The sequence below is a fragment of the Streptomyces bikiniensis genome (genome assembly GCF_000716625.1).
Classification (GTDB): Bacteria; Actinomycetota; Actinomycetes; order Streptomycetales; family Streptomycetaceae; genus Streptomyces; species Streptomyces bikiniensis.
In genome coordinates, this window is sequence record NZ_JNXJ01000021.1 from 45,125 (window position 1) to 70,852 (window position 25,728).

Below are 25,728 nucleotides of genomic sequence, written 5' to 3' on the forward strand. Positions count from 1 at the left end.
GCGTCTCACCCCCGCTTCGGCGGCAGGCAGGGGGACGCCGGCGGGCGTCCCTCCGGCCAGGCGATCTGGACGAAGCGCTGCGAGCCGTTCGGGGCCAGCTCCACGATCGGGACCGCCTTGTTGTACGGGTTGCCGTAGTTGTCCAGGCAGATCCAGCCGCTCGCCCCCTCCACCCGCAGCGAGCCCTTGACCTGCGGCCACTGGGTGGCCACGTCCGCCGCCGCCGGGTACCGGGCGCCCTGCGGGGTGGCCTGGCGGATCGCGTGGACGGCCGTCGCCATCGCGTCGTACGCGACGATCGCCTGCCCGTCCGTGAGCGCCGGCGGCTCCTTCGCGTCCCGCGTGATGTCCTTCAGGAAGGTCTCGTACGCCGTGGTGGAGCCGCCCGTGGCCGGGACCTTCCGCCCCTCCGCCGGCACCCAGGCGTCCGGGTGGGCGAGCGCCGCGTAGCGGACGGTCAGCTTCGACCGCAGGGCCTTCCGGTCGAGCTTCGCGTCCGCGCCCAGGTAGGAGCCCTCGTCCCCGGTGAGGACGGTGAAGGACCGGTGGGCGCAGCCGCGCGCCCCGAGCGCGTTGATGAACTGGCGCAGCTGGGTGTGGCGGCCCGCGAAGAAGACGGTGTCGGCGCGGGTGTCGCAGATCAGATGGGTGATCTGGCGGAAGGTGTTGGCGGTGGTGCCCTCCTCGTTGGGGTCGGGGGGCGAGGTGAACAGCTCGGGGTCGTGCGGGGCGCCCTTGAGGGCGGCGGCGAAGGCGGCCTTCAGGGTGTCCGTGTAGTGGTCGCCGCTGCGGGTGTCCTGGACGAGGAGCGCCTTGGAGGCGTCCACCTTCCCGAAGTGGGCCAGCGCCTTCGCCTCGTCGCCGTTGGTGGGCGAGACGCGGGCGAGGCCGGGGTAGCGGTCGTTCCCGGGGGAGTTGGCGATGTCGTCGGCGGTGATGGTGGTGCCGACGACGGCGATCCCGGCCCCGGTCAGCGCGGTCACCGCCTCCCGCACCTCGGTGGAGGAGGTGGCGACGCCGGAGACGGCCCGGAGCCGGTCGGCGGAGTCCTTCATGGCGATCAGCCGGTCGACGGTGGCGCGCCAGTGGGCGTTGCCCTTGCCGGTGTTGGCGAGGACGAGCCGGATCTTGGGCAGTTCCTCGTTGGACCGGTGGTTGGCCCGGTACTGGTAGGCGTGGGCGCCCCGCAGCTCGTTCAGCATCTTGATCCGCATGCCGCCGTCGGTGGAGGTCAGCGGCAGCAGGAGGGCGACGGTGACATGGTCGTCGGGCTTGAGCGAGGCGTTCTCGGCGCCGATGGCGCGGGCGATCGGGCCCAGTTCGCCGATCCCGAAGTCGTGGCCGTCGCCGTTGACGCCGACGCACTCCGTACTGCCGGCGGGACGCTCGACGCCCGCCGCGCAGGAACGGTCCTCCGGGGTGGTGAGGCGGACGACGCCGTAGCCGCCGAGGCCGAGGACGACGGCGGCCGTGACGAGCGAGGCGACGAGCTTCTGGCGGGGGGTGCGGACGCGGCGGCGGAGCCGGTCGAGCGGGCGGGCGGCCGAGGGGTCGGTCACGCGGTCGGGCATGGCGTCAGACTCCGTCCTCGCGGCCCGGCGGCAGCGAGGGCTCCCGCCAGGCGCGGATGTCGCGCGGCCAGTGGGTGGCGGCGTCCCAGAGCGAACCGCTGCCCGACAGGTGGCGGCCGGAGAGCAGGCGCAGCTCGTGCGCGAGCCGGTCGGCCACCTCCTCGTCGGGCAGTGCGAGCGGATCGGTGAGCAGCCATACGGCGTGCAGCAGGCGCCGCAGGGCGAGGTGCAGTTCGGTGCCGTCGGCGTCGAGCCCGGCGGGCGGCTCGGGCCCTCCCGCCGGGACCCGGCCGAGGGCGACGGCCCGGCGCGGGTCGGGCCCGGTCGCGTCGCGCTCGCGCGGGTACGGGGCGGAGGCGACGAACCGCAGCCGCCCGAGCCAGCCGAGGACGTCCGGCTCGGGGAACGTGGTCCGCAGGTGGGTGACGGCGTCCTCGGTGCGCCCGAGCGCGAGGTCGTGGTGGAGCCGGTACGGGCCGGGCTCGGGCCCGTAGTGCCGCCGCAGGGTCTCGTGGACGGCGTGCCAGGCGGCGTACCGCGGGTGGTCGCCGTCCTCGAAGCGCAGCCGGTGCAGGAGCAGGGCGCGCAGCAGCGGGTCGGCGACGAAGTGCCGGGAGCCGGGCGCGCCCGCGGCCCAGTCCTCGGCGCGCAGCCGGTCGCGGACGCGCAGCGCCACGTCCCCGTCGCGGGACTCGGAGGGGAGCCGGGCGTGGGCGAGGACCCGGGCGGACTCCTCGTCGTGGGCGGCGGCGAGCACGGCGTACGGGCCGGGCCGGGGCACCGGCAACAGCTCGGCGAGCAGGGCGGGGGCGACGGGCACCGGCGGGGCGTCCTCGCGCAGCTCCACGGTCAGGTCGAGCAGCCGGCCCGGGGTGAGTTCCGGCTTCAGGCGCGCGGGGGCCTCCCCGGCGGCCCGGCCGAGGAGCGCCACGCCCAGGGGGCGGCCGCCGGTCAGCCGGTGGACGGCGCGGGGGAGTTCGGCGGGGGTGCGGCCGGCCGGGTCGTACCGGTCGAAGGCGCCGCGGGTCTGGGCGGGGGAGAGCGGGGTCAGCTCGACGGCGAGGATGCCGGAGCCGACGCTCTCCCCGCGCGGGCAGGGCGCCCGGTGCGCGGTCTCGGGGAGCCGGAGCCGGGTGGCCTGGCGCAGCGCCTCGTGGTCGCGGACCCGGGAGGCGGCGAGGACGACGAGCCGGTCCCGGCGCCCCTCGGCGGCGCGGGCGCGCAGAATCGGTTCGACCAGCTGCCGGCCGAGCGGTTCGTGGGCGTTGTCGAGGAGGAGCAGGGGCCGGCCGATGCGGGTGCCGCGCCGGAGCCCGGTGTAGGCGTGGTGCAGGTCCTCGGTGAGCGCCCCGACGAGGAAGGCCTCGGCCTCCTGGCGCCTCCGGCCCCCCTGCTCGAAGTCGTTGGCGAGCTGCTGGAGCCCGGCCTTCCCCCGCCCCCCGGCGTTCCGGTATCCGCCGTACCACCCCTCGGCGGACCGCTGCATCCGCCCGAACACCTCTTCCAGGACGGTCTCCACGGTCGCCTCGGCGAGCACTCCGGCGAGCGGGGCGGCGGTCTCCGCGAAGGTGGCGGCGAGCTTGGCGAGGACCTTGCCGACCCAGTGGGCGGCGGCGCCCCGGGTCGGGTCGACGGTCGCGAGGAGCGGCCCGAGCCGCTGGAGGTCGCGCCGGGCCCGCTCGTCGTCCTCCCGGGACCAGCCGATCGCGGCGACGGCCACGAGCCCGAGCGAGAGCCGGGGGAACCGCACGGGCCGGGCCCCGAGCACCTTGGGCGAGAACTGCACGGCCAGCTCGGCGAGCGCGCCGGTGAGCGGGGTCCAGCCGGGGCCGTGGTCGGCGGGCGGCTCGACGTGGGCGCAGTCGAGCAGCGCGAGCGGGGTGTACCCCCGGTACCGGTTCCGCACTTCCTTGAGCAGCGCGGTCTTCCCGGTCCCGCGCCCCCCGGTGAACACGGTGACCGGCGGATCGTCCCCGTGCTCGTACGCCACCCGCGCGACCCCGTGCCGGGTGAGCCCGCAGAGCCGCGCGACCAGCCCGCCGTCGTCCAGGACCGCCTCGCGGCCGTACAGCTCTCTGTCCAAGCCCCGCCACCCCCGTAACAGTCAACTCAAGGATATCGACGGCGTGTTGGAAAAGGGGCCGGCTTTTCGAGTCTGTTGTGGGGGCGTTGCGGGTCCGTGGCGGAAGCGGGGTTCACGGGCGCGGGCCTCACTCCTCCCCGATGTCCTCGTTCCACAGCCCGGGGCACGCGGCGACGAACTCCCGCATGAGCGCGGCGCATTCGGGGTCGTCGAGCACGAGGACCTCGACGCCGTGCCCGGTGAGCCAGTCGTGGCCGCCGTGGAAGGTCTCGGCCTCGCCGACGACGACCCGTGAGATCCCGAACTGCCGGACGAGGCCGGAGCAGTACCAGCAGGGCGAGAGGGTGGTGACCATGGTCGTCCCCCGGTACGAGCGCTGCCGCCCGGCGTCCCGGAACGCGGCGGTCTCCGCGTGCGCGGAGGGGTCCCCGTCCTGCACGCGCCGGTTGTGCCCGCGCCCGAGGAGGGTGCCGTCGGCCCCGTAGAGGGCGGCCCCGATCGGGATCCCGCCCTCGCGAAGGCCGGCGCGGGCCTCTTCGAGGGCGGTGGCGAGCCATGAGCGGGCCTGGTCCTTGTCCATGGGGTTCACGGGGGAAGCCTTCCCGACGGGGCGGGGTGATCACGCCTCGGGCGGAGGGCCGCTCGGCAGGACATAGGAACCCTTGCCGGGCACGGTCACGATCAGTTCCGCGTTCGCGGAGTTCGCGCATGGCCCGGCGGGCCGTCAGCACGGCGATGCCGTACTCCTCGGAGAGGCGGCCCGGCGTGGGGATCATCCGGTCGGGGGCGAACTCCCCGGACGAGATCTTGGCTGCGACCACGTCGGCGAGCTGCATGTACAGCGGGCGGGCCGACTTCGGATCAAGGCTCATAGGTCAACAGTAGATAGTCATACAAATACACGTTGGGGTGGCTCTAGCTACATCGTGATGCATCACGGTGCATCACGGTCTACGGTTTTCCACGCAAGACCCCGGCGACCGCTGCAACCGGCCCCGGGGCATGGCCACCAACTGCTCAAGGAGTTGATGACGTGCGGAACCCTATCGCGCGCGTACTGGGCCGGGTCTGGATCCCGGTCCTCCTCTGGCTGCTGATGCTGACGCTGCCGGCCACCGGCAGGCACCGCCCGGTCCGGACGACCCACCGCCGCCCGGCCCCGCGGCCCCGCCACCGGGCCCCCGCCCCGCGCTCCCCGTACGCCCGGGAACAGGCGATGCCCCTGGACGGCGCCCGCTCGCCCCTCACCCGCCCCTACCTGGCGGCGGCCGCGTCGCGCGCGGCGCAACGCAGGCGTCGGCGGGCGTTGTGGCTGGCGACGGTCGGGGTGGACGTCGACCAGCGGAACATCCACGCGGGATGTTCCCGGTGAGCCGCTGCGGGGCACGGCGCTCCGTGCACGCCGTCGCGGAGGCGGTGCGGCCGGTGTGGGGCGGCTCGGTCTGCGTCCTCGGCCCGGGGCACGACGGCCCGCACCGCGACCGCGCGGGCGACGGCTGGTGGGTGACGCCCGAGATCGCGGACGCGGTGAGCGTGTCCCTGGTGGTCCGCGCCCTCGCGCCCGGGTCCGACCCGGAACCGGAGTACCGCTCGCCGCGCTGCGTCGTCGGCCGCCACGCCCACTGCCGGGACCACGCCCCGCGCGAGAGCGGCGTGCTCGGGGTCCGGTACCTGGTGTGCGGATGCCCTTGCCATCAGGAGCCCCCGGGCTGAGGGAGGCGGTCCGGCCGGGGCGTCCGAGGAGATCCGGGCGTTTGTCCGGTGGGGGAGATTTCCGGCCAGATCCGGGCTCTCGGGTTTGCTCCGGCGCAGGTCGAACGGGCTTGGGGTGACGGGAAACGGCCCGTCCGTCCGTCCGACGTGCGGTGATTCGTTCCCGGGAAACGGAAAGGCCGATTCCCCCGCGCATGTGTTCGAGTTTTCCGGGCAGGGCCCGTCGGCGCTCCCGGGCCTGTGTCAACGTGTGGGACCCCGGTGGCCGTTGGGGCGGCCGGGTCTCATCTTCCTGTGGGGGGAAGTCCATGCACTCGCGTGCTCCCGGCACGTCGCTTCGGCGTGCCCGCACCACCTCCAGAACGGCCGTCCTGGCCGTCATGACCGCCCTGACGGTCACCCTCTCCGGCACCTCGGCGCTCGCCGAACCCGGCGGCCCCGGCCCGGGGTCCGCGTGGGGCAGGCCGGACGCGCCGCTCACCGTGCCGCCGGTGCTCGTCGGCACGAACAAGCCCGTGCCCAACCGCGCCGAGAAGGCGCCCTCGCCCGAGGAGGCCGCCTGGCGCGCGGCGCAGAAGAAGCGGGCGCGGACGGGGGAGCCGCCGGCCCCCGCTCCGCAGAACCGTTCCGCCGAGCCCGGGCGGTCCCCGGCGTCCGAGGACTCCACGGCGTCGGTCCTGACCTACGTGCCGACCGGCCAGGGGGCCGTCCCCTGGCACCAGATCTCGGACTTCCGGATCACCGACTCCCTCGTGGCCCGGATCAACCTGTCCAACGGCAACCTGATGCTGGCGGCCACGGACTTCCAGGTGGCGGGCGTCGGCCGGACGCTGCGCCTCGCCCGCACGTACAACTCGTTCGACGCGCCCTGGGGCAAGGTCTCCCAGCGCTGGTGGCAGGAGTACGAGCGCTACCTGCACGTCTTCACCAACACGGTCGTCGTCTACGACAAGACCGGCGACTCGGTCTGGTTCGACAAGAACGCGGACGGCACCTTCGCCACCCCCAAGGGGTACTCGAAGGACCTGAAGAGGAACGCGGACGGCACGTACACGCTCTCCGACCGCAAGTCGGGCCTGAAGGACACCTACGACGCCAACGGCACGCTGACCGAGGTCAAGGACCGCAACAACGGCACGATCACCGTCACCCAGCACGACGAGGGGTCCGAGCACAAGGGCTTCAAGCTCACCGAGACCCGCTCCGGGCGCTGGGTGGACCTGGTCAAGACCTACCCCTCGCAGTGGCAGGCCAAGGACCACACCGGCCGCACCGCCGTCTTCGACCTCGACCCGGAGGGGAACCTCTCCCGCACGACGGACACCGAGGGCAAGACCACGACCTTCGGCCACGACGCCTCCGGCCGCGTCACGAAGATCACCACCCCGGAGGGGCGGGTGACGGTCTTCACCTACGACGACCGGAACCGCGTCACCTCGATGCTGCGGGCCACCGCCTTCGACGGCAGCGGCCACACCGGCCCGACGTACACGTACGCCTACTCCTCCCCGAACTCCTGGGACGCCGGCACCACGACGGTCACCGACCCCGAGCAGCACGCGACGAAGCACGAGCACGACGGCGAGGGCCGGGTCACCAAGGTCACCGACGCGCTGAACCACTCCCGCTCCAGGACCTTCGACGCCAACCACAACGTGGCCACCGCGTCCGACGCCATGGGCACGGGCGGCACCGGCGCCAACGTCACCCAGTACGGCTGGGACGCCCGCAACAACGCCACCTCCGCCAAACTGCCGACCGGCGCGACCGCGACGGCCACCGGCTACCGCACGATCTCGGGCGCGGACCTGCCCGGCACGCTGACCACCGCCGACGACAACAAGACCGACTACACGTACGACGCGGCAGGCAACACCACGTCGGTCGCGGTCACCGGCACCGGCGGCGGCAACCAGACCTTCACCTACAACCCCGCCACCCCGACCTGCGGCGGCTTCGAGGGCCAGCGCTGCAAGGCGACGGTGAAGATGAGCGACACCAAGTCGGTGTCCACGTCGTTCTCGTACGACGCCAAGGGCAACCTGAGCAAGGTCGTCCCGCCCGCCCCGCTCACCGCCACCACCTACAAGCACGACGCCCTCGGCCGGACCACCACCGTGACGGACGGGCGCGGGGTCACGACCCTCTACACGTACGACAACCGCGACCGCATCACCAAGGTCGACACCTCGAACTACGCGACGGTCACCTACGAGTACGACGGCGACGGCAACCTCAAGCAGCGCTCGGACGGCACGGGCGTGACGAAGTACGACTTCGACCCGCTCTCGCGCGAGACCGTGCGCACCCTCCAGGACGGTTCGCAGACCAAGCTGGCCTACACCCCGGCCGGCAACGTCGACTACTACCAGGACCCGGCCGGAGTCACGGACTACACCTGGAACGAGGTCAACAGGCTCAAGCAGCTCAAGGACCCGACCGGCAAGGTCACGACGTACGAGTACGACGAGAACGACTTCCGCAAGAAGACGCTGTACCCGGGCGGGACCGTGCAGGAGGTCACCCCGGACAAGTCCGGCCGGCCTTCGAGGATCAGGGCCACCTCCCCCAAGGGGACCCTGGTCGACCTGTCCTACTCGTACCTCAACGGCACGAAGGACGGCGGGAAGATCCGCACCGGCACCGACGCGGTCGCCGGCACGAGGACGACGTACACCTACGACGGCGCGGGCCGCTTCTCCTACGCGAAGGAGGAGAAGGGCGGCACGGTCACCTCGTCCTGGCAGTACTGCTACGACCTGGCGGGCAACCTGACCTCGCAGGGCACGGACCCCGGCTGCCCGCGCGGCACGACCTTCACGGTCAACGACGCGCAGCAGATCACCGCCAAGAACGGCTCGTCGGCCAACTGGTCCTACGACAGGATCGGGAACGAGACGGCCGGCGCCTCGACGCCGGAGGGCACCCGCACCGCCGGGAAGTGGTCGGACTACTCGCAGCTCACCTCGCTCACGGTGGGCGGCAAGACCTACGACGGCCAGTACGGCTCGACCGACCAGAGCGAGCGGATCAAGCTCGGCGACACCTTCTTCCACAACGGCCCGCTGGGCCTGTCGGCCAAGACCACGGCCGGGGTGGACACGGGGTTCAACAGGGAGCCCGGGGGTACCCTGAACTCCATGACCACGGGGGGTGCTTCGTACTACTACCTGACGGACGCCCTCGGTTCGGTGGTCGCCCTCGCCGACGGCGCCGGCACCAAGGTCAACACCTACAGCTACAGCCCGCGCGGCGTGCAGCGCGCGGCGACCTCGGAGAAGGTCTCCCAGCCGTACCGGTTCGCCGGCGGCTACCAGGACCCGACCGGCCTGTACCACCTCGGGGCGCGCTACTACGACCCGAACATGATCCGGTTCACCTCGCCCGACCCCAGCGGCCAGGAGAAGAACCCGTACCTGTACGCCGAGGGCGACCCGGTCAACCGGATCGATCCGCAGGGCACCCTCTCCTTCGAGATCGGCGGCGAGTTCTGCGCCGGGGTCTGCATCGGGGGCGGAGTCTCCATCAACGAGGACGGCAGCACGCACCCGTACGTCTCCGCGGGCACCGGGACCCCCGGCGGCAGCGTGGACGCGGGGCTGTCCTCCGGCAGCGCCGAGCAGGGACTGACCGGCGAGGTCGGCTGCGGAGTGGGGCCGGCTCAGGTCTCGGCCTCCACGGACGGCTCGGCGGGCGTCGCCACCGGCGGCAGCAGCGGCAAGTGCTCCGCCACCGCGAAGTACACATTCTGATCACTCGCCGCCCGGGCCGCGGGACGCGTCACGACGCGGACCGCGGCCCGGGCCACGGGACGGAAGGAACAGACCGATGAACCCGCTCCACCTCCTCGCGCAGGACCGCGTCGCACAGGACCACCTCGCCAACTACCGGCCCGACGGGCCGTCCTGGTTCCCCTACGCCTTCGTGGGCCTGGTCGTCGTCCTGGGCATCGTCATCCTCATCCGCATCCGCAACGGGCGCAGGTAGGGAGAACGCCGTGCGTGTCCTCGTGGGACTCTTCCTCGTCGTGTTCGGGCTGACCTTCGCGGTCCTGTCCCCCCGGTTCGCCCGGGCGGGCGCGGCCGGTTCCAAGGAGGTCTTCGGTTCCACCGGCGGAACGTTCGTGCGCCGGTGGAACCGGGTGGCCTTCGTCGTCATCAGCCTCCTGCTCGCGGTGTTCGGGGCGGCCCACGCGCTCGGCTTCGACGGCTTCTGACCGCCGGCCGGTCCCGTGGCGGTCCGCCCCCGGCCCGGGGCTCCGGTCACACCCCCGCCCCGACCCCCTCCTCGTACGGGAACAGCGCGAGCGGCGGCTCGGTGCGGAAGAAGGTCCTCGCGCGGAGCAGGGCCGCCTCGTCGGCGCGGACGCGGCCCGGGCGGGAGCCCGTGCCCGTCAGGACGCCGCCGAAGCGCATGCGGAGGTAGGCGGCCGAGTGGTGCAGGGAGGTGACCAGGCCCTCGGCGACGACGTGCTCGTCGTGGGCCAGGGCCGTCACGCCCCACAGCGTGCCGCCCGCCATGCGCTCCTTGAAGTCCGAGCCGGGGACGTTCAGCCACCCCGACCAGTGGTCCAGGTAGCGCTTGGCCTGGGCGGAGAGGCTGTACCAGTACAGGGGCGAGACGATCACCACGTCCGTGGCCCCGACCGTCGCCTCCAGGAGCAGCTTCTCCGTTCCGTGCGTCGGCGGGCCCGTCTCCTCGTGCCGCCCGTCCCGGAAGTCCGGCAGCGACAGCTCGTTCAGGTCCACCCAGCGCTGCGGGACGTCCGCCGGCAGGTGCGCCGCCGCCTCCCGGGCCAGGATCTCCGAGTTGCCGTCCGGGCGGGAGCTGCCCAGGACGAAGAGGAACGAGCGGTTCGAGAAGTCGGGGAGGGCGGGAAGGTCCGGCGTCATGTCTCCTGCTCCGTGTCGTGGGGGCTTCGGCGCCAACTCCGTTCCCCGCGGAGGTATTCCTGCCGCCGATCGGCTGAGCCCCGCCGTCCCCACCGGCCCGGCGCCCCGGTGGCGGAGGGCGACGGACCTAGCGTGCGGAGTGCCCGCGCCCGCGCGGTGCGTTCCTTCGTCCTACCGAGAGGTCTTCCATGCGTTCCCTGCTGACCGCCTTCGCCGTCGGTGCCCTCGTCCTCGGCGGCGCCGGTGCCGCCAGCGCCGACGTGCACGTCGCCTACGAGCCGGAGCCCTCGTACATGCTCGTCTTCGGCGACTGGCTCCAGTTCGCGGGCGGCGACGTCTTCAACGCCGGTCACGAGAACACCGTCGGCTCCGACAACTGAGACCGGGGCGGGGGGCCTCGTCCAGAGGCCCCCGGGTCCGTCAGGCCTCGTTCTCCTCGCCCCGCTCGCGCCGCTTCAGCTCCTCCTCGCGGCGCCGCAGGTCCGCCTCCCAGTCCTTGAGGAGGGCGTCGTCGTCCTCGGCCTTCGCGGCGGGGCCGTCGTCCTTGAGGGACTTCAGGAACTCCGGGTTGTCGTCGGGGGCCACCCAGCCGCCCGCGCCCCGGCCGCCGCCGGCCCGGCCCCGCGGCCCGCGCTCCTTGCCCGCGACGATCCAGCCGATCGCGCCGACGATCGAGAACAGCAGGATCACGATCGCCCACACCGGCTTCGGAAGGTGCTTGACCTCTTCCTCCGGGGTGTTCAGGCAGTCGATGAAGGCATAGATCATCAGCGCCAGCGGCAGGATGAACAGCAGCGCCCTGAGCATGTGGGAAAGCCCCCTGGAAGCGGTGGCGGGGGCGCGCTCGGGCGGCCCCGGTGACAGGTCCAGGGTAGCCGGTGACCGATACTTGCCCCTATGGCTTACGACGATCTCCGCTCGCTGCTCAGGGCCCTCGACCGCGAAGGCGACCTCAAGCGCATCAAGGCCGAAGTCGACCCGTACCTGGAGGTCGGGGAGATCGTCGACCGCGTGAACAAGGCGGGAGGCCCGGCGCTCCTCTTCGAGAACGTCAAGGGCTCCTCGATGCCGCTGGCGATGAACGTCTTCGGGACGGACCGCCGGCTGCTCAAGGCGCTCGGCCTGAAGTCGTACGGCGAGATCAGCGAGAAGATCGGCGGGCTCCTCAAGCCGGAGCTGCCGCAGGGCTTCGTCGGGGTCCGCGAGGCCTTCGGCAAGCTCGGCTCGATGGTCCACGTGCCGCCGAAGAAGGTGAAGTCCGGCGACGCGCCCGTGCAGGAGGTCGTCCTCACCGGCGACGACGTCGACCTGGAGAAGCTGCCCGCGCTCTTCACCTGGCCGAAGGACGGCGGCTCCTTCTTCAACCTGGGGCTCACCCACACCAAGCACCCCGAGACCGGCGTCCGGAACCTCGGCCTCTACCGGCTCCAGCGGCACGACAAGCGCACCATCGGCATGCACTGGCAGATCCACAAGGACAGCCGGAACCACTACGCGGTGGCGGCCGAGCGGGGCGAGCGGCTGCCGGTCGCGATCGCCTTCGGCTGCCCGCCGGCCGTGACGTACGCCTCGACGGCCCCGCTGCCGGGCGACATCGACGAGTACCTGTTCGCCGGCTTCGTGCAGGGCAAGCGGATCGAGATGGTCGACTGCAAGACCGTCCCGCTCCAGGTCCCGGCGCAGGCCGAGGTCGTCATCGAGGGGTGGCTGGAGCCGGGCGAGATGCTGCCCGAGGGCCCCTTCGGCGACCACACCGGCTTCTACACCCCGCAGGAGCCCTTCCCCGCCCTGAGGATCGACTGCGTCACGATGCGGAAGCGTCCGCTGCTCCAGTCGATCGTGGTCGGCCGGCCGCCGACCGAGGACGGGCCGCTCGGGCGGGCGACGGAACGCTTCTTCCTGCCCCTGCTCAAGATCATCGTGCCGGACATCGTGGACTACCACCTGCCGGAGTCCGGCGGCTTCCACAACTGCGCGATCGTCTCGATCGACAAGAGGTACCCGAAGCACGCGCAGAAGGTCATGCACGCCATCTGGGGCGCGCACATGATGTCGCTGACCAAGCTGATCGTCGTGGTCGACAAGGACTGCGACGTGCACGACCTGCACGAGGTCGCCTGGCGGGCCCTCGGGAACACCGACTACGCCCGGGACCTCACCGTGGTGGAGGGCCCGGTCGACCACCTCGACCACGCCTCCTACCAGCAGTTCTGGGGCGGCAAGGCGGGCATCGACGCCACCAGGAAGCTCCCCGAGGAGGGCTACACCCGGGACGGCGGCTGGCCGGACATGGTCGAGTCGGACCCGGCGACGGCCGCCTTGGTCGACCGGCGGTGGAAGGAGTACGGGCTGTGACCACCGCCGCCGTGCCCGGCGCGCAGCCGGGGCGTACGAAGGCTTTCCTCAGGCTCGTCATGATCGAGCACTCGGTCTTCGCGCTGCCCTTCGCCTACATCGCCTCGCTCACCGCGATGTTCCAGACGGACCGGCGAGTCCACTGGTGGACGCTGCTGCTCGTCACCGTCTGCATGGTGGGGCTGCGGACCTTCGCCATGGCCTGCAACCGGATCATCGACCGCGAGATCGACGCCCGCAATCCGCGCACCGCCAACCGGGAGCTGGTCACCGGCGCCGTGTCCGTGCGGTCCGCGTGGACCGGGGCCGGGATCGCCCTCGTGGTGTTCCTGGGGGCCGCCGCCCTGCTCAACCCGCTCTGCCTGGCGCTCGCGCCGCTCGCCGTCGTACCGATGGTGGTCTACCCGTACGGGAAGAGGTTCACGAACTTCCCGCACGCGATCCTGGGCCTGGCCCAGGCCATGGGGCCCGTCGGGGCCTGGCTCGCGGTGACCGGGGAGTGGTCCTGGGACGCGGTGATCCTGGGGCTCGCGGTGGGCGTGTGGATCGGCGGCTTCGACCTGATCTTCGCCTGCCAGGACGTGCAGGCGGACCGGGCGCACGGCGTCATGTCGGTCCCGGCCCGCTTCGGCGTCCCGGCCGCCCTGTGGGGCGCGCGGGGCTCGGCGGTCGTGACCACCGGACTGCTCGTCTGGTACGCGCTCGCCACCGGCGCCGGGGCCTTCTTCTGGATCGGCCTGGCGGTCGTCGTGGCGGCGTTCTGCTACGAGCACACCATCGTGAAGCCGCACGACCTGTCCCGGCTGAACCGCGCGTTCTTCACGACGAACGGCTTCATCGGGATCTCGTTGTTCGTCTGCGCGCTCCTCGACCTGCTGGTCCGCGGGCTCGCCCCGTAGCCCCGGACCCCTCACGGATAGGCTCGACGGCATGAACGACGGCAAGCGCACCCCCTGGATCGTGGGGGTTTCCGGGGCGTCGGGCACGCCGTACGCCGCCGCCGTCCTGAGGGGGCTGCTCGCCGCCGGGGAGAGCGTCGACCTGGTCGTGTCCCGGGCCTCGCGGCTCACCCTGCTCGACGAGACCGGGATCTCGTTCCGGGACGCGCACTGGCGCGAGGACCTGGCGGCCTGGCTGGCGCGCGGCGCCGACGGGAAGCCGGACACGTTCGACGTGGACCTGGCGGACGTGCGGTACTGGCCGGCCGGCGACCTGGGCGCGGGACCGTCCTCGGGGTCGTACCCGGCGAAGGGGATGCTGGTGGTGCCCGCCTCGACCGCCGCGGTGGCGGGAGTGGCCCTGGGGCTCTCGAAGGACCTGCTGCAACGGGTCGCGAGCGTGACGCTGAAGGAGCGGCGGCCGCTGGTGGTCGCCGTGCGGGAGACCCCGCTCAACGGGCAGACGCTCAAGCACATGGTGGCGCTGGACGAGGCGGGCGCCGTGGTGCTGCCCGCCTCTCCGGCGTTCTACGCGGGGGCGACGCACATCCAGGACCTGGTGGACTTCGTCGCCGGGCGGGTACTGGACGCGGCGAAGGTGCCGCACCGGTTGTACCGCCGCTGGGAGGGAGAGCTGGGTGCGGCCCTCCGGTCCGGTTAGCGCTTCTTCGCGCGCTTCCGGGGAGCGCGCTCCGGGGCGGGGACGGGCTGGTGGGCACGCGAGCGGTCGGCCAGGTCCTGCAGCTCGCGCATGCGGGCACGGGCCATCTCGATCGTGTACACGGTGAACACCACTCCTGAAATCCTGAGGGATCGGCTCTGATCTGCTGACTTTGATCTGCCGACTCTGATCTGCTGAAAGAATCACAGGGTGTCGACCCCTGTGTACCTTAGATTCTATACCTAAACTCGCGGTATCGCTGGACAATGGAAGGCTTCATACCTATGGACGCCGTGGACAGGCAGCTCATCCAGGCCCTGCGCGAGAACGGACGCGCCTCGTACGCCGAACTCGGCCGGCTCGTCGGGCTCTCCGGCCCCTCCGTCACCGACCGCATCAACCGCCTGGAGGCGGCCGGGGTCATCACCGGCTACCGCGCCACCGTCGACGCCGCCTCGCTCGGCCTCGGCGTCACCGCCCTCATCGGCATCTCGCTCTCCGACGCCGCCGACCACGAGGACGTGGCCCGCCGGCTCAAGGACCTCGCCGAGATCGAGGACTGCTGGTTCATCGCCGGCGACGACTCCTTCATGCTCAAGGTGCGCGCGAACGACGTCGACGGCCTGGAGAAGACGATCCGCCGCCTCAGCGGCACCAAGGGCGTCTCCCGCACCCGTACGACGATCGTCCTCTCCACCAAGTGGGAGAACCGCGTCGGGGAACTGCCCGAGGAGGACTGAGGAGGATCGAGGAGGGCGGAGGGGAGCTGACGGCGGGGCTGAGAGTACGGTGAACGGCGAAGTCTGATTTCGGAGAAAAGGGAGGCGGCCGCATGGACGCGGGGCTCAAGCGTGAGCTGGAGCAGAAGGTCCGGGACGGTGAGCGGCTGAGCCGTGAGGACGGCATCGCCCTGTACGAGTCCGACGACCTCGCCTGGCTCGGCGGTCTGGCCCACGAGGTCCGGACCCGCAAGAACGGCGACGTGGTCCACTTCAACGTCAACCGGCACCTGAACATGACCAACGTCTGCACCGCCTCCTGCGCCTACTGCTCCTTCCAGCGCAAGCCGGGGGAGAAGGACGCGTACACCATGCGCATCGAGGAGGCCGTGCGCCTCGCGAAGGCGATGGAGAACGAGAACCTCACCGAGCTCCACATCGTCAACGGGCTGCACCCCAACCTGCCCTGGCGGTACTACCCGCGCTCCCTCTCCGAGCTGAAGAAGGCCCTCCCGAACGTCTCCCTCAAGGCGTTCACGGCCACCGAGATCCACCACTTCGAGACGATCTCCGGGCTCTCCGCCTCCGACATCCTCGACGAGCTGATCGAGGCCGGTCTGGAGTCGCTGACCGGCGGCGGCGCCGAGATCTTCGACTGGGAGGTCCGGCAGCACATCGTGGACCACCGCACCCACTGGGAGGACTGGTCCCGGATCCACCGGCTCGCCCACGAGAAGGGGCTCAAGACCCCCTCGACCATGCTCTACGGCCACATCGAGGAGCCGCGCCACCGCGTGGACCACGTGCTGCGGCTGCGCGAGCTCCAGGACGAGACGAACGGCTTCCAGGTCTTCATCCCGCTGCGCTACCAGCACGACTTCGTGGACATGAAGGACGGCAAGGTCCGCAACAGGCTCCAGGCGCGCACCACCATGGCGACCGGGGCCGAGGCCCTGAAGACCTTCGCGGTCTCCCGGCTGCTCTTCGACAACGTGCCGCACGTCAAGGTCTTCTGGGTCATGCACGGCGTGCAGACCGCGCAGCTCGCGCTCCAGCACGGCGCCGACGACATGGACGGCTCGGTCGTCGAGTACAAGATCACGCACGACGCCGACAACTACGGCACGCCGAACAAGCTGGGCCGCGAGGACCTGCTCGAACTGATCCGGGACGCCGGCTTCCGGCCGGTCGAGCGGAACACGCGGTACGAGATCATCCGCGAGTACCCGGGCCCGGACGCGGAGCGGCGCGAGTCGCCGCAGCCGATGCGGGTCTGATTCCCGGGGCGAAAGGGCCGGCGAGGGGTTCCCCGCCGGCCCTTCGTCACGTCTCCGTGCGCTCCACCGGGATCCACAGCTCCGCCCGCGCCGTCGTCCAGTCCTCCGACGGCTGTACGGAGAGCAGTTCGGGGCCCGGCCTGCTCGCGTACGGGTTGGACGGGAACCACTGGGTGAAGACGTCCCGCCAGAGGTACTGGAGGGCCTTCGGGTAGGGGCCCTCGTTCTCGAAGACGGCCCAGGTCCCGGCGGCCACGTCGAGCGCGTCGAACTCCTCCGGCACGTCGGCGCCGCTCACCGCCCCGTGCCAGTAGTCCAGCTCGGCGCCCTCCTCGCGGCCGTCCGAGAGGTGGGTGACCGTCGACAGGACGCCCGCGGGCTCCCCGTCCGAGAGGCGGGCGAGTCGGGCCAGGCCCTCCTGGCCGATGGACCGGATGTGGGCGGCGATCGCCGGGTTCTCGCCCTCGTGGACCAGGGGGACCCGGGCCCCGCGCCCGATGATCCGGAAGGCGTCCTTCGCCACGATCCTGTACCGCATGCTGCTGTTCCCTTCGACGACGAGGCGGAAGGACACGCGCGGCTGGGAGCGCAGGGCGGCCCCGGTGCGGCGGGCCTCGCCGGGGCCGACGCCGTGCACCGCGCGGAACGCGCGGGCGAACGCCTCCCCGGAGCCGTAGCCGTACCGCACCGCGACCTCCAGGAGCGTCCGCTCGCCGGCGAGCACCTCGGCGCCCGCGACGGTGAGCCGTCTGCGCCGCACGTACTCCGACAGCGGCATCCCCGCGAGCGCCGAGAACAGGCGCCGGAAGTGGTACTCCGAGGTCGTCGCGATCCGGGCGAGCCCGGCCGGGTCGAGGTCACCGCGCAGGTGCTCCTCGATGTGGTCGAGGGCCTGGTTCAGCCGCTCCAGCATGTGGTCGCCCGTCCTTCCTTTTCCGTGTCCCCACCGTAGGAAGGGGCCGGGGGGCCGGACCCGACATCCTGTGCCCGGTCCGGTCGGGTGGTTCGGGCCGGGCGGGTCAGGCGAGGGGCAGCAGCATGATGATGTCGTCGCGGTCGTCCCCGGGGGCGACCCGGATCGCGCCGGGGACGCGGCCGACCTCCTTGTAGCCGCACTTGGCGTAGAAGCCGTCGACGCCGGTGCCGCCCCGGCAGGTCAGCCGGATCGCCTCGACGGCCTCGAAGCCCTCGGCGGTACGGGCGGTGTGCTCGACCGCCGCCATGAGGTCGCGGCCGTGCCCCCCGCCCTGGTGCCGGGGGTGGACCATCACGGTGTAGAGCCACACCCAGTGCGTCATCAGGGGGTGGGTGTTGAAGGTGAAGAAGGCGGTGGCGGCGACCTCGCCGTCCTCGTCGCGGCCGACGAGCAGACGGGTGTCGCCGCGGGCCATGTCGACGAGGTGCCTGAGCAGGGCGGGGCGGATCTCGTCGGGGGTCACGGGCGGGACGAAGCCGACGGCGCCGCCCGCGGCGGAGACGTCGGCCCAGAGGGCGAGGACGCCGTCCCGCAGGGCGGGACCGACCGCCGGATCCATCTCGAACGTAAGGGTCATGCATTGAGATTATCTATTACGCGACGGGTGCTCAAGAGGGCCGGTACCGGGGGCCGCGCGGCCCCGTGCTTCACTGGGGAGGACGCTCGTCCCGTAGGGGATCTTTTCGGAACAGGAAGAGTGACTGACATGCTCCGCTACACGGTGCTGCGGCTCGGGATCTTCGCCGGGTGCTTCCTCGCCCTGTGGGGCCTCGTCTACGTCGGCGCGCTGCCGCGCGGCCTCGGCGACTCCAACCTGCTCTGGGTCCTCGTCCTCTCCGTCGTCGTCTCCGCCCCGCTCAGCTTCGTCCTCCTGCGCGGGCAGCGCGACGAGATGAGCGCCGAGATCGCGGAGAAGGTCGACCGCGCGAAGGGGCGCCTCGCGGAGAACCGGTCCCGCGAGGACGCGTCGTAGGGCCTCGCCCTCCGGCCGTGGAGACCGCGTAAGGATTCCGTAAGTTTCATCACACATCTACCCCCGGGTAGGAGCTTCCAAGGCTCCGGCCTGGGGGTTTCTGCGTTTCGGAGGCGGAGGGGCGTCTCCGTACCCCAAAGAAGAGCTTTGAGGTTCTCAAAGTTCAAGTGTTAACGTGTTCGACATGAAGACCGCAGCGCGCACCTCCGACGCCATGGGCCCTCCGCTCGTGGCGCGCCTGCACGTCGACCTGTGCCTCCCCCAAGCGCTTCGCTGCGCTCGTGCAGGGGGGACCCCCAGCATGTCCGCGGCGTGTTGCCGCCGCGAGCTCTGACCTTCCCGGCATTCATGCGGCGGCCCGCGCCCGAGCGCGTTTCCGTGGCCGCACCCCCGTCCTCGTATTCCCCCGATACGCCCTGTGGAGTGTGTCTGTGTCCACGTCCGTTTCCGAGGCCTCCGGAGCCTCCGAGGCCCCCGGGTCCAAGCCCTCGTCCCGGATACCCAAGGTCCCCTTCTGGGCCCAGATCATCGTCGGTCTGGTCCTCGGCGCCCTGCTCGGCTGGATCGCCCGCAGCCAGGACGTCTCCTGGCTGAAGGAGACCCTCGGCCAGGTCGGCGACATCTTCGTCCAGCTGCTCAAGCTGGCCGTCGCCCCGCTCGTCTTCTTCGCGATCCTGGTGTCGATCACCAACCTGCGGAAGGTGAACAACGCCGCCCGGCTCGCCTCCCGCACCCTGCTCTGGTTCATGATCACCTCCCTGATCGCGGTCGGCATCGGCCTCGCGATCGGCCTGATCACCAACCCGGGCTCCGGCACCGGCCTCACCCCGCAGGACGGCAAGCTGCCGAAGCGCGAGGGCTCCTGGATCGACTTCCTCACCGGCATCGTCCCGACGGACGTCATCACGCCGTTCACCGAGCTGAACGTCCTCCAGATCGTCTTCATGGCCGCCGTCGCCGGCATCGCCGCCCTGAAGCTCGGCGACCGCGCCAAGCCGATCCTCGCCCTCTCCGAGTCGGTCCTCGAACTGCTCCAGAAGGCCCTGTGGTGGGTCATCCGCCTCGCCCCGATCGGCACCGTCGGCCTCATCGGCTTCGCCATCGCGGACTACGGCTGGGACCTGATCGGCAAGTACGCCACCTTCACCGCCGACGTGTACGTCGGCTGCGCGATCGTCCTCTTCGGCGTCTACCCGCTGCTGCTCGCCACGGTGGCCAAGGTCAGCCCGCTCCAGTTCTTCAAGGGCGCCTGGCCGGCCATCCAGCTGGCCTTCGTCTCCCGCTCCTCGGTCGGCACCATGCCGCTCACCCAGAAGGTCACCGAGCGCCTCGGCGTCCCGAAGGAGTACGCCTCCTTCGCCGTCCCGTTCGGCGCCACCACCAAGATGGACGGCTGCGCCGCGATCTACCCGGCGCTCGCCGCGATCTTCATCGCGCAGATCTTCGACGTGCAGCTCGGCATCCAGGACTACCTCCTGATCGCCTTCGTCTCGGTGGTCGGCTCGGCGGCCACGGCCGGCCTGACCGGCGCGACCGTGATGCTGACCCTGACGCTCTCCACCCTGGACCTGCCGCTCGCGGGCGTCGGCCTGCTCATGGCGATCGACCCGATCATCGACATGATGCGCACCGCCACGAACGTCGCGGGCCAGGCGCTGGTCCCGGTGATCGTCGCCGCCCGCGAGAAGATCCTCGACCACACCGCGTACGAGAACGCCTCGTCGTCCCCGATCGACGACCCGACCGAGGCGCGCACGGAGGACGAGAAGGTCCTGGTCGCGGCCTGACCGACGCGCTCCCGCCGTTCCGGTGCCCCCGTCCCCTGCCGGGCGGGGGCACTAGGCTGCTCCGGGGCACGCGGTGGATCTTGAAAGCAGCGGGAAGCAGGGAGTGGGCGCCATGGCCGACGGTGCGAAGGCGCGGCGGCTGCCGCGTGCCGTGCGGGAGCGGCAGATGCTGGACGCGGCCGTCCGGAGCTTCGCGCGGCGCGGCTACCAGACGGCCTCCATGGACGAGATCGCCGAGCTCGCGGGGGTCTCCAAGCCGCTGGTGTACCTCTACCTGAACTCCAAGGAGGAGCTGTTCACCGCCTGCATCCGGCGGGAGGCCGAGGCGCTGCTCGCCGCCGTGGCCGCCGGGGTCGAGGGCGGGGAGCTGCCGCCCGACGAGCGGCTGTGGGCGGGACTGCTCGCCTTCTTCACGTACGCCGCCGAGCACCCCGACTCCTGGGTGGTGCTGAGTCGGCAGGCCCGGACGCAGGGGGAGCCGTTCGCGACCGAGGCGTCCCGCATGCGGGAGGAGATCGCGGTCTACGTGGCGGGGCTCATCGGCGAGGCGGCGCGCGGGGCGCACGGGGCCGCGACGATCACGGAGCGGGACGTGACCGCGCTCGCGCAGGCCCTGGTCGGCTCGGCGGAGTCCCTGGCGACCTGGGCGAACGAGGCGCCGGGGGTGACGGCGAAGGAGGCGGCCGCGACGCTGATGAACTTCGCCTGGGCGGGCCTCGGGAACCTCATGAAAAGCGAGCGCTGGTCTCCCCGCTGAGCCTTACCGCGCAGTAAGGTTACTGACTGGTTAAATCGTCGCGGGCCACAACGCGCCCGTACGGCAGTCGAGTTCGACCCCGCACGCCCCGCACGCCCCGCACGCCCTGCACGCCCTGCACGCCCTGCACGCCCTGCACGCCCCGCACGCCCTGCACGCCCTGCACGCCCCGCTGTCCTCGTGCACCCCGCACGCCCTCGTACACCCCGCAGACCTCGTATGCCCCGCACGTCTCAGTTCGTCGCGAAGACCGAGGAGCCGCACGTGTCCGTCGCCACCGCCGCAGCCGGGACCGAGCCGGTCGAACCGCACAAGCTCCTGGTCGACGGGCGGGTGCGGGAGGTCTCCGTCCCCGCCCTCGCCCCCCGGATCGCCCGCGGCTCCCTCGCCGACCTGCCGTACGACAACGCCCGCCAGGACCCCGACGTCCCCCTCTTCTCCCGCAAGGGACCGGACGGCGCGTGGTACGACGTCCCGGCCGGCGTCTTCGCCGCCGAGGTGCACGCCGTCGCCAAGGGCCTCGTCGCCCACGGCCTCCGGCCCGGCGACCGGCTCGCCCTCATGGCCCGCACCACCTACGAGTGGACCCTGCTCGACTTCGCGGCCTGGGCCGCCGGACTCGTCACCGTCCCGGTCCACCCCACCTCCTCCGCCTTCCAGACCCGCTGGATCCTCCAGGACTCCGGCGCCGCCGCCTGCGTCGTCGAGGACCCCGAGCAGGCCCGGCTCGTCGCCGCCGAACGGCGCCGGCTCCCCGGCCTGGCCCACCTCTGGGCGATCGACACCGGCGCCGTCGAACTGCTCCGGCGGGCGGGGGAGCGGGTCTCCGACGAGACCGTCACCGCCCGCCGGGGACTGCTCACCCCGGAGACCCTCGCCACCCTCGTCTACACCTCCGGCACCACCGGCCGCCCCAAGGGCTGCGCCCTCACCCACGCCAACTTCTTCGCCGAGGTCGACAACGCCGTCCGGCTCCTCCACCCCGTCTTCGTCCCGGAGAGCAAGGAGCCCCCCGCCACCCTCCTCTTCCTGCCGCTCTCCCACGTCTTCGGCCGGATGGTCTCGGTCGGCTGCGTGCGCGCCCGGGTACGGGTCGGACACGCGCCCTCCGTCGAGGGCGACGGACTCCTCGCCGACCTGGCCGCCTTCCGGCCGACCTTCCTCCTGGCCATCCCGTACGTCCTGGAGAAGGTCTTCAACACCGCCCGCGCCACCGCCGAACGCGGCGGGAGGGCCGCCGCCTTCGACCGGGCCGCCCGGGTGGCCCGCCGCTACGGCCGGGAGGGCTCGCCCTCGCTGCCGCTGCGCGCCGCCCGCGCGCTCTACGACCCGCTGGTCTACCGGCGGATACGGAACGCGCTCGGCGGACGCGTGAAGTACGTGATCTGCGGCGGCTCCCCGCTCGGCGCCCGGCTCGCGGAGTTCTTCGCGGGCGCGGGCGTCGAGGTCTTCGAGGGGTACGGCCTGACGGAGACCACGGCCGCCTCCACGGTCACCCCGCCGCGCCGGCCGCGCACCGGGACCGTCGGCTGGCCGCTGCCGGGCACCGCCGTCCGGATCGCCGACGACGGCGAGGTCTGGCTCAGGGGCGGCCACGTCTTCGCCGGGTACTGGGACGCGCAGCGCGGGGCGGCCGTGCCGTACACCGACGAGGGCTGGTTCCCCACCGGCGACCTGGGCTCCCTCGACGCCGACGGCTACCTGCGGATCACCGGCCGCAAGAAGGACCTCATCGTCACCTCGGCCGGCAAGAACGTGGCCCCCGCCCCGCTGGAGGACTGGCTGCGGGCGCACCCGCTGGTCGCCCAGTGCATGGTGCTCGGCGACGACCGCCCGTACGTCACGGCCCTGATCACCCTGGACCACGAGGGCCTGTCGCACTGGCGGCGGATGCGGGGCAAGGAGCACCTGGCGCTCTGGGAGCTGACCCGCGACGGGGAACTGCTCGCCGCCCTCCAGCGGGGCGTGGACGACGCCAACCGGCTCGTCTCCCGCGCCGAGTCCATCCGTGCCTTCCGCGTCCTGACCACCGACTTCTCGGAGGCCTCGGGCCACCTCACCCCGTCCCTGAAGCTCCGAAGGGGCGCGGTGCTCCGGGACTTCGCGCGGGAGGTCGAGGAGATGTATCCGTCGGGGAGCGAGTAGCCGGCGGTGAACGGGCGCTACGGCCAGAGGAGTTCGCGGATCCAGCCGTCGGGCGACGACGGGGCGCGGCGGTAGCGGAGGCGGACGTGGCGGCGGCGCTCGTCGCCCTGGAAGAACTCGACCTCGTCCGGTTCGATCGTGTACGGGGTCCAGGTGGGGGCCGGGGCGTCCGGCTCCGCCTCCGCCCGGCGCCAGGCCGCCGCGCTCGCCTCCGCCAGGGTCTCCGGGGAGTCCAGGACCTCGCTCTGCCGGCCCACCAGGGCCGCCGCGAGGGCGCCGGTGGTGCGGGCGTGGAGGTCCTCGTACGCCTCCTCGGGGGTGCCGGTGGCGACGCGGCCCCTGACCCGGACCTGGCGGCCCTGGACCGGCCAGTAGAAGCCGAGCGCCGCCTCCGGGCGGGCGGCGAGCTGACGGCCCTTGGCGCTGGTGGAGTGCGAGGCGAAGTGCCAGCCGCGCGCGTCGGCGCCGTGCAGCATCACCACCCGCACGTCCGGACGGCCGTCCTCGTCCGCGGTGGCCAGGAAGGGGGTGTGCGGCTCGGACTGGCCGGCCGCGACGGCCGCCGTGAACCAGTCGTGGAAGAGGGCGAGCGGCTCGGGCGGGGCGCCGGCCGGGTCGAAGGCGGGCAGCGCGGTGTCCCAGACCCGCAGGGAGCGCAGGGCGCGGTCGAAGTCGGTCGTCATGGGGTCACGGTAGTCACGGGGGCGCGGTGGTCGCGGGGACGGGTCCTCTTCGCGTCCGTTCCGCCGTACGGCCCCGGAGACGGCGACGCCGGCGGCGGTCCGTGGGAGCGGACCGCCGCCGGCGTCGGCGACAGGACGGGTGAAGGAGGGGGTGCGGCTATCTGGTCGGCTTCTTGCCGGTGATGCCCAGGTGCACCAACAGGGCCAGGTTCGGCTTCAGTTCGGCCTGCTTCACGCCCCAGGTCTGGAAGCCCTTCTGGTGCCCCGCGACCGCGGCCAGCATCGTCACCAGGGAGCCGGCCATCGCTGCGGGACTGACGTCCTTGTCGACCTTGCCCTTGGCCTGGAGCTCCTTCACCGCGTCCGTCAGGGAGTTGGTGACCGAGTTCAGGATCTTCATGCGGATCTTGTAGAACCGCTTGTCGCCCTCGGCGGCGCCGAGGTCCACGACGCGGAGGATCGCGTCGTGCTTCCGCCAGAAGTCCAGGAAGCCGTCGACGAGTTCCTCGGAGGACTGCCAGCCGGCCCTGCCGACCCAGGAGCGGCCGGAGGCCAGGCCGGCGAGGCCCGCCCCCTCCTTCGCCATCTCCTCCGCGATCTCCAGAACCGCCCCCTCGACGTCCGGGAAGTACTGATAGAACGTCGCGGGTGAAGTACCCGCCTTCCGGGCCACGTCGATGACCTTGACGTCCCGGTAGGGCGAGGAGCTGAGCATCTCACCGAGGCAGTCGAGCAGCTTCTGCCGCGTCGCCTGACCGCGTCGACCGGCCACGCGGCCGTCGACGGTGCGTACTTGTCCTGTCATGCCGTCAGCTTACCGACGGGGCCTCGGGGCGCGATTCGGCCGACTGCAAATGGGGTGCACCCCTGGTGCGTCCGTGTTCTCCGAGGTGGGTGCGGGTGTGGGGTGGGGGAAGGGCGGGAGGGGAGGGGCGATATTGAGACAAAGTGGAGGGTGGTGGTGCTGTCGCCACCGGGGTCGGGGGCCGGGGTGCGGGGCCGGGGAGCGCCCGGGTGCGGGGCCGAGGTCGTCGGGGCGCGGGCCGAGGTCGTCGGGGTGCGGGGCCGAACGGGGGATCGCGCACCCGAATAGAGTTATGAACAGTCTGTGGACAACTTCGGTGGACAACCCAGGCACCGCAAGGGTCCCACCCCGCCGCACCGCCCCTCCGCCCGTCCGCCGGGTCGCGCGCGTCCGGTGCCGCCGCCCTAGCGTGAAGCCATGGCCGTACGTACTGAGGGCACCCCGTGCTGGGTGGACGCGCAGCTCCCCGACCTGGAGGCGGGCAAGCGCTTCTACGGCGAGCTCTTCGGCTGGACCTTCGACCCCGACCGCGACGAGGCCCTGCTGCGCGGGCGCCGGGTCGCCGGGCTCGTGCCCAAGCGGGACGGCCGCATGCCCACCACCTGGACCGTCTACCTCGCCACCGAGAACGCCGGCACCCTCGCCGCCCGGATCGGAGCCGCCGGCGGCCGGATGGTCATGGACCCGTACCCCGTCGGCCCCTTCGGCGTCCTGGCGCTCGCCGCCGACCCCGGCGGCGCCGTCTTCGGCCTCCGCCAGGCGGGCGACGACGACGGCTTCGCGACGGTGAACGAGCCGGGCGCCTTCTGCTGGATGGAGGTGTACACGCGCCGCCCCGACGCCGTCGACACCTTCTACGCCACCGTCTTCGGCTACCTCGGCCGCCAGGCCGACCCCGAGGAGGAGGGCGCGGGCCCCGGCCTCGACTACCGCGTCTGGTCGCCGCCCGGCTCCCGGCCCGGCGACGACAGCGCCTTCGGCGGCCGGGCCGTGATCACCGACGACTTCCCCGCCGAGATGCCCGGCCACGTCCTCGTCTACTTCTGCGTCGAGGACTGCGACGGGGCCTGCGACACCACCGTCCGGCTCGGCGGCCGGGTCGTCACCCCGGCCCGCGACACCCCGCACGGCCGCGTCGCCGTCCTCCGCGACAACCAGGGCGCCCTCTTCGCGGTGCTCGCGGAGCCGCAGGACGGACCCGGACCCGACCCGGAGACCGGAGCCGGAGCACCCGCCCGCACCGGGCCCCGTACGGAACCGCACCCCGAGCCCCGCACCAGCCCCGAATCGGGCGATACAGGACGATAGGCCCGCAGCCGTCCCGCCCGGTCCACCCCGGCCCCGCCCCTCCCCCTACCAGGCGACACCCCGATCCGCCCCCGGGTTCGCCACC

At 72.3% G+C, this 25,728-nt stretch carries 26 protein-coding genes and 1 pseudogene; 16 read left to right on the forward strand and 11 right to left on the reverse strand.

From position 1 onward, the window contains the following. Positions 1-5: 5 nt before the first annotated feature. From OO47_RS18145 to OO47_RS38605, 4 genes and pseudogenes are all read right to left on the reverse strand, one after another. The gene (locus OO47_RS18145; protein ID WP_030219170.1) at positions 6-1,571 is read right to left on the reverse strand and encodes a type 1 periplasmic-binding domain-containing protein; all 1,566 of its coding nucleotides are present in this window, start codon (positions 1,569-1,571) and stop codon (positions 6-8) included. Between the two features lie 4 nt (positions 1,572-1,575). Beyond that, positions 1,576-3,654 (reverse strand): hypothetical protein, encoded by a 2,079-nt coding sequence (locus tag OO47_RS18150; protein WP_030219168.1) that lies wholly within the window; start codon positions 3,652-3,654, stop codon positions 1,576-1,578. 127 nt (positions 3,655-3,781) lie between these two features. Further along, complete coding sequence (locus OO47_RS18155; protein ID WP_030219165.1) at positions 3,782-4,234, reverse strand: nucleoside deaminase; 453 nt, start codon at positions 4,232-4,234, stop codon at positions 3,782-3,784. A 163-nt stretch (positions 4,235-4,397) separates the two neighbouring features. Then, positions 4,398-4,526 (reverse strand): annotated as a pseudogene (locus tag OO47_RS38605) (GntR family transcriptional regulator); the annotation flags it as partial. A 161-nt stretch (positions 4,527-4,687) separates the two neighbouring features. On the opposite strand from OO47_RS38605, the gene OO47_RS18160 reads away from it, so the two are divergent. The 5 genes from OO47_RS18160 to OO47_RS18175 all read left to right on the forward strand — a co-directional run bounded on the left by OO47_RS18160 (position 4,688) and on the right by OO47_RS18175 (position 9,583). Then, positions 4,688-5,026 carry a hypothetical protein gene (locus tag OO47_RS18160; RefSeq protein ID WP_033209502.1) on the forward strand — a complete coding sequence of 113 codons (339 nt, stop codon included), beginning with the start codon at positions 4,688-4,690 and terminating at the stop codon, positions 5,024-5,026. Beyond that, on the forward strand, positions 5,014-5,367 hold the full coding sequence (locus OO47_RS18165) for a hypothetical protein (protein ID WP_234323222.1): 354 nt from the start codon (positions 5,014-5,016) through the stop codon (positions 5,365-5,367). The genes OO47_RS18160 and OO47_RS18165 overlap by 13 nt, the downstream gene beginning before the upstream one ends. A gap of 380 nt (positions 5,368-5,747) precedes the next feature. Then, entirely contained in the window at positions 5,748-9,119 is a 3,372-nt protein-coding gene (locus tag OO47_RS18170; RefSeq protein WP_078489724.1) for an RHS repeat-associated core domain-containing protein, read from the forward strand. Between the two features lie 76 nt (positions 9,120-9,195). Continuing rightward, on the forward strand, positions 9,196-9,354 hold the full coding sequence (locus OO47_RS36895) for a hypothetical protein (RefSeq protein WP_158708673.1): 159 nt from the start codon (positions 9,196-9,198) through the stop codon (positions 9,352-9,354). Between the two features lie 10 nt (positions 9,355-9,364). Beyond that, positions 9,365-9,583, forward strand: a complete 219-nt coding sequence (locus OO47_RS18175) for a hypothetical protein (protein WP_030219151.1) — start codon at positions 9,365-9,367, stop codon at positions 9,581-9,583. Between the two features lie 46 nt (positions 9,584-9,629). On the opposite strand, the gene OO47_RS18180 is transcribed toward OO47_RS18175, so the two are convergent. After that, on the reverse strand, positions 9,630-10,259 hold the full coding sequence (locus OO47_RS18180) for a flavodoxin family protein (protein ID WP_030219149.1): 630 nt from the start codon (positions 10,257-10,259) through the stop codon (positions 9,630-9,632). Between the two features lie 188 nt (positions 10,260-10,447). Here OO47_RS18180 and OO47_RS18185 point away from each other — a divergent pair, with 188 nt between their 5' ends. Further along, the gene (locus OO47_RS18185) at positions 10,448-10,639 is read left to right on the forward strand and encodes a hypothetical protein (RefSeq protein WP_030219147.1); all 192 of its coding nucleotides are present in this window, start codon (positions 10,448-10,450) and stop codon (positions 10,637-10,639) included. 40 nt (positions 10,640-10,679) lie between these two features. Here OO47_RS18185 and OO47_RS18190 read toward each other — a convergent pair whose 3' ends face one another. Then, positions 10,680-11,066 (reverse strand): PLD nuclease N-terminal domain-containing protein, encoded by a 387-nt coding sequence (locus OO47_RS18190; RefSeq protein WP_030219144.1) that lies wholly within the window; start codon positions 11,064-11,066, stop codon positions 10,680-10,682. A 90-nt stretch (positions 11,067-11,156) separates the two neighbouring features. Here OO47_RS18190 and OO47_RS18195 point away from each other — a divergent pair, with 90 nt between their 5' ends. From OO47_RS18195 to OO47_RS18205, 3 genes are read left to right on the forward strand one after another with little or no spacing between them, the layout of a single operon-like run. Then, positions 11,157-12,614 (forward strand): menaquinone biosynthesis decarboxylase, encoded by a 1,458-nt coding sequence (locus OO47_RS18195; RefSeq protein WP_030219141.1) that lies wholly within the window; start codon positions 11,157-11,159, stop codon positions 12,612-12,614. After that, positions 12,611-13,513, forward strand: coding sequence for a menaquinone biosynthesis prenyltransferase MqnP (mqnP, locus tag OO47_RS18200; RefSeq protein ID WP_030219139.1), 903 nt, complete (start codon positions 12,611-12,613; stop codon positions 13,511-13,513). The genes OO47_RS18195 and mqnP overlap by 4 nt, the downstream gene beginning before the upstream one ends. A gap of 31 nt (positions 13,514-13,544) precedes the next feature. Beyond that, positions 13,545-14,213 carry a UbiX family flavin prenyltransferase gene (locus OO47_RS18205; protein WP_030219136.1) on the forward strand — a complete coding sequence of 223 codons (669 nt, stop codon included), beginning with the start codon at positions 13,545-13,547 and terminating at the stop codon, positions 14,211-14,213. Here OO47_RS18205 and OO47_RS37300 read toward each other — a convergent pair. Continuing rightward, complete coding sequence (locus OO47_RS37300; RefSeq protein ID WP_167345352.1) at positions 14,210-14,347, reverse strand: hypothetical protein; 138 nt, start codon at positions 14,345-14,347, stop codon at positions 14,210-14,212. The two genes, OO47_RS18205 and OO47_RS37300, sit on opposite strands and share 4 nt — an antisense overlap. A gap of 150 nt (positions 14,348-14,497) precedes the next feature. Between OO47_RS37300 and OO47_RS18210 the strand changes: the two genes are divergently transcribed. Further along, a complete protein-coding gene (locus OO47_RS18210; protein ID WP_030219133.1) occupies positions 14,498-14,953 on the forward strand; it encodes an Lrp/AsnC family transcriptional regulator in 456 nt (151 codons plus the stop codon). A 92-nt stretch (positions 14,954-15,045) separates the two neighbouring features. Continuing rightward, positions 15,046-16,209 carry an aminofutalosine synthase MqnE gene (gene mqnE / locus OO47_RS18215; RefSeq protein ID WP_030219131.1) on the forward strand — a complete coding sequence of 388 codons (1,164 nt, stop codon included), beginning with the start codon at positions 15,046-15,048 and terminating at the stop codon, positions 16,207-16,209. 46 nt (positions 16,210-16,255) lie between these two features. Here mqnE and OO47_RS18220 read toward each other — a convergent pair whose 3' ends face one another. Both OO47_RS18220 and OO47_RS18225 read right to left on the reverse strand, forming a co-directional pair. Further along, positions 16,256-17,122, reverse strand: coding sequence for an AraC family transcriptional regulator (locus tag OO47_RS18220; protein WP_030219127.1), 867 nt, complete (start codon positions 17,120-17,122; stop codon positions 16,256-16,258). A 106-nt stretch (positions 17,123-17,228) separates the two neighbouring features. Further along, on the reverse strand, positions 17,229-17,762 hold the full coding sequence (locus OO47_RS18225; protein WP_030219123.1) for a GNAT family N-acetyltransferase: 534 nt from the start codon (positions 17,760-17,762) through the stop codon (positions 17,229-17,231). 129 nt (positions 17,763-17,891) lie between these two features. Here OO47_RS18225 and OO47_RS18230 point away from each other — a divergent pair, with 129 nt between their 5' ends. From OO47_RS18230 to OO47_RS18245, 4 genes are all read left to right on the forward strand, one after another. Further along, positions 17,892-18,158 carry a DUF4229 domain-containing protein gene (locus OO47_RS18230; protein WP_030219120.1) on the forward strand — a complete coding sequence of 89 codons (267 nt, stop codon included), beginning with the start codon at positions 17,892-17,894 and terminating at the stop codon, positions 18,156-18,158. A gap of 431 nt (positions 18,159-18,589) precedes the next feature. Next, a complete protein-coding gene (locus tag OO47_RS18235) occupies positions 18,590-19,945 on the forward strand; it encodes a dicarboxylate/amino acid:cation symporter (RefSeq protein WP_033209506.1) in 1,356 nt (451 codons plus the stop codon). Between the two features lie 112 nt (positions 19,946-20,057). Further along, entirely contained in the window at positions 20,058-20,702 is a 645-nt protein-coding gene (locus OO47_RS18240; RefSeq protein WP_199812311.1) for a TetR/AcrR family transcriptional regulator, read from the forward strand. Between the two features lie 219 nt (positions 20,703-20,921). Then, on the forward strand, positions 20,922-22,847 hold the full coding sequence (locus tag OO47_RS18245; protein ID WP_078489725.1) for an AMP-dependent synthetase/ligase: 1,926 nt from the start codon (positions 20,922-20,924) through the stop codon (positions 22,845-22,847). A gap of 17 nt (positions 22,848-22,864) precedes the next feature. Here OO47_RS18245 and OO47_RS18250 read toward each other — a convergent pair whose 3' ends face one another. Together OO47_RS18250 and OO47_RS18255 are read right to left on the reverse strand one after the other, a co-directional pair. Then, complete coding sequence (locus OO47_RS18250) at positions 22,865-23,530, reverse strand: pyridoxine/pyridoxamine 5'-phosphate oxidase (protein WP_030219107.1); 666 nt, start codon at positions 23,528-23,530, stop codon at positions 22,865-22,867. Between the two features lie 157 nt (positions 23,531-23,687). Continuing rightward, positions 23,688-24,335 (reverse strand): TetR family transcriptional regulator, encoded by a 648-nt coding sequence (locus tag OO47_RS18255; protein WP_030219103.1) that lies wholly within the window; start codon positions 24,333-24,335, stop codon positions 23,688-23,690. A 417-nt stretch (positions 24,336-24,752) separates the two neighbouring features. Between OO47_RS18255 and OO47_RS18260 the strand changes: the two genes are divergently transcribed. Further along, complete coding sequence (locus OO47_RS18260; RefSeq protein ID WP_078489726.1) at positions 24,753-25,643, forward strand: VOC family protein; 891 nt, start codon at positions 24,753-24,755, stop codon at positions 25,641-25,643. The last annotated feature ends 85 nt before the right edge of the window (positions 25,644-25,728 follow it).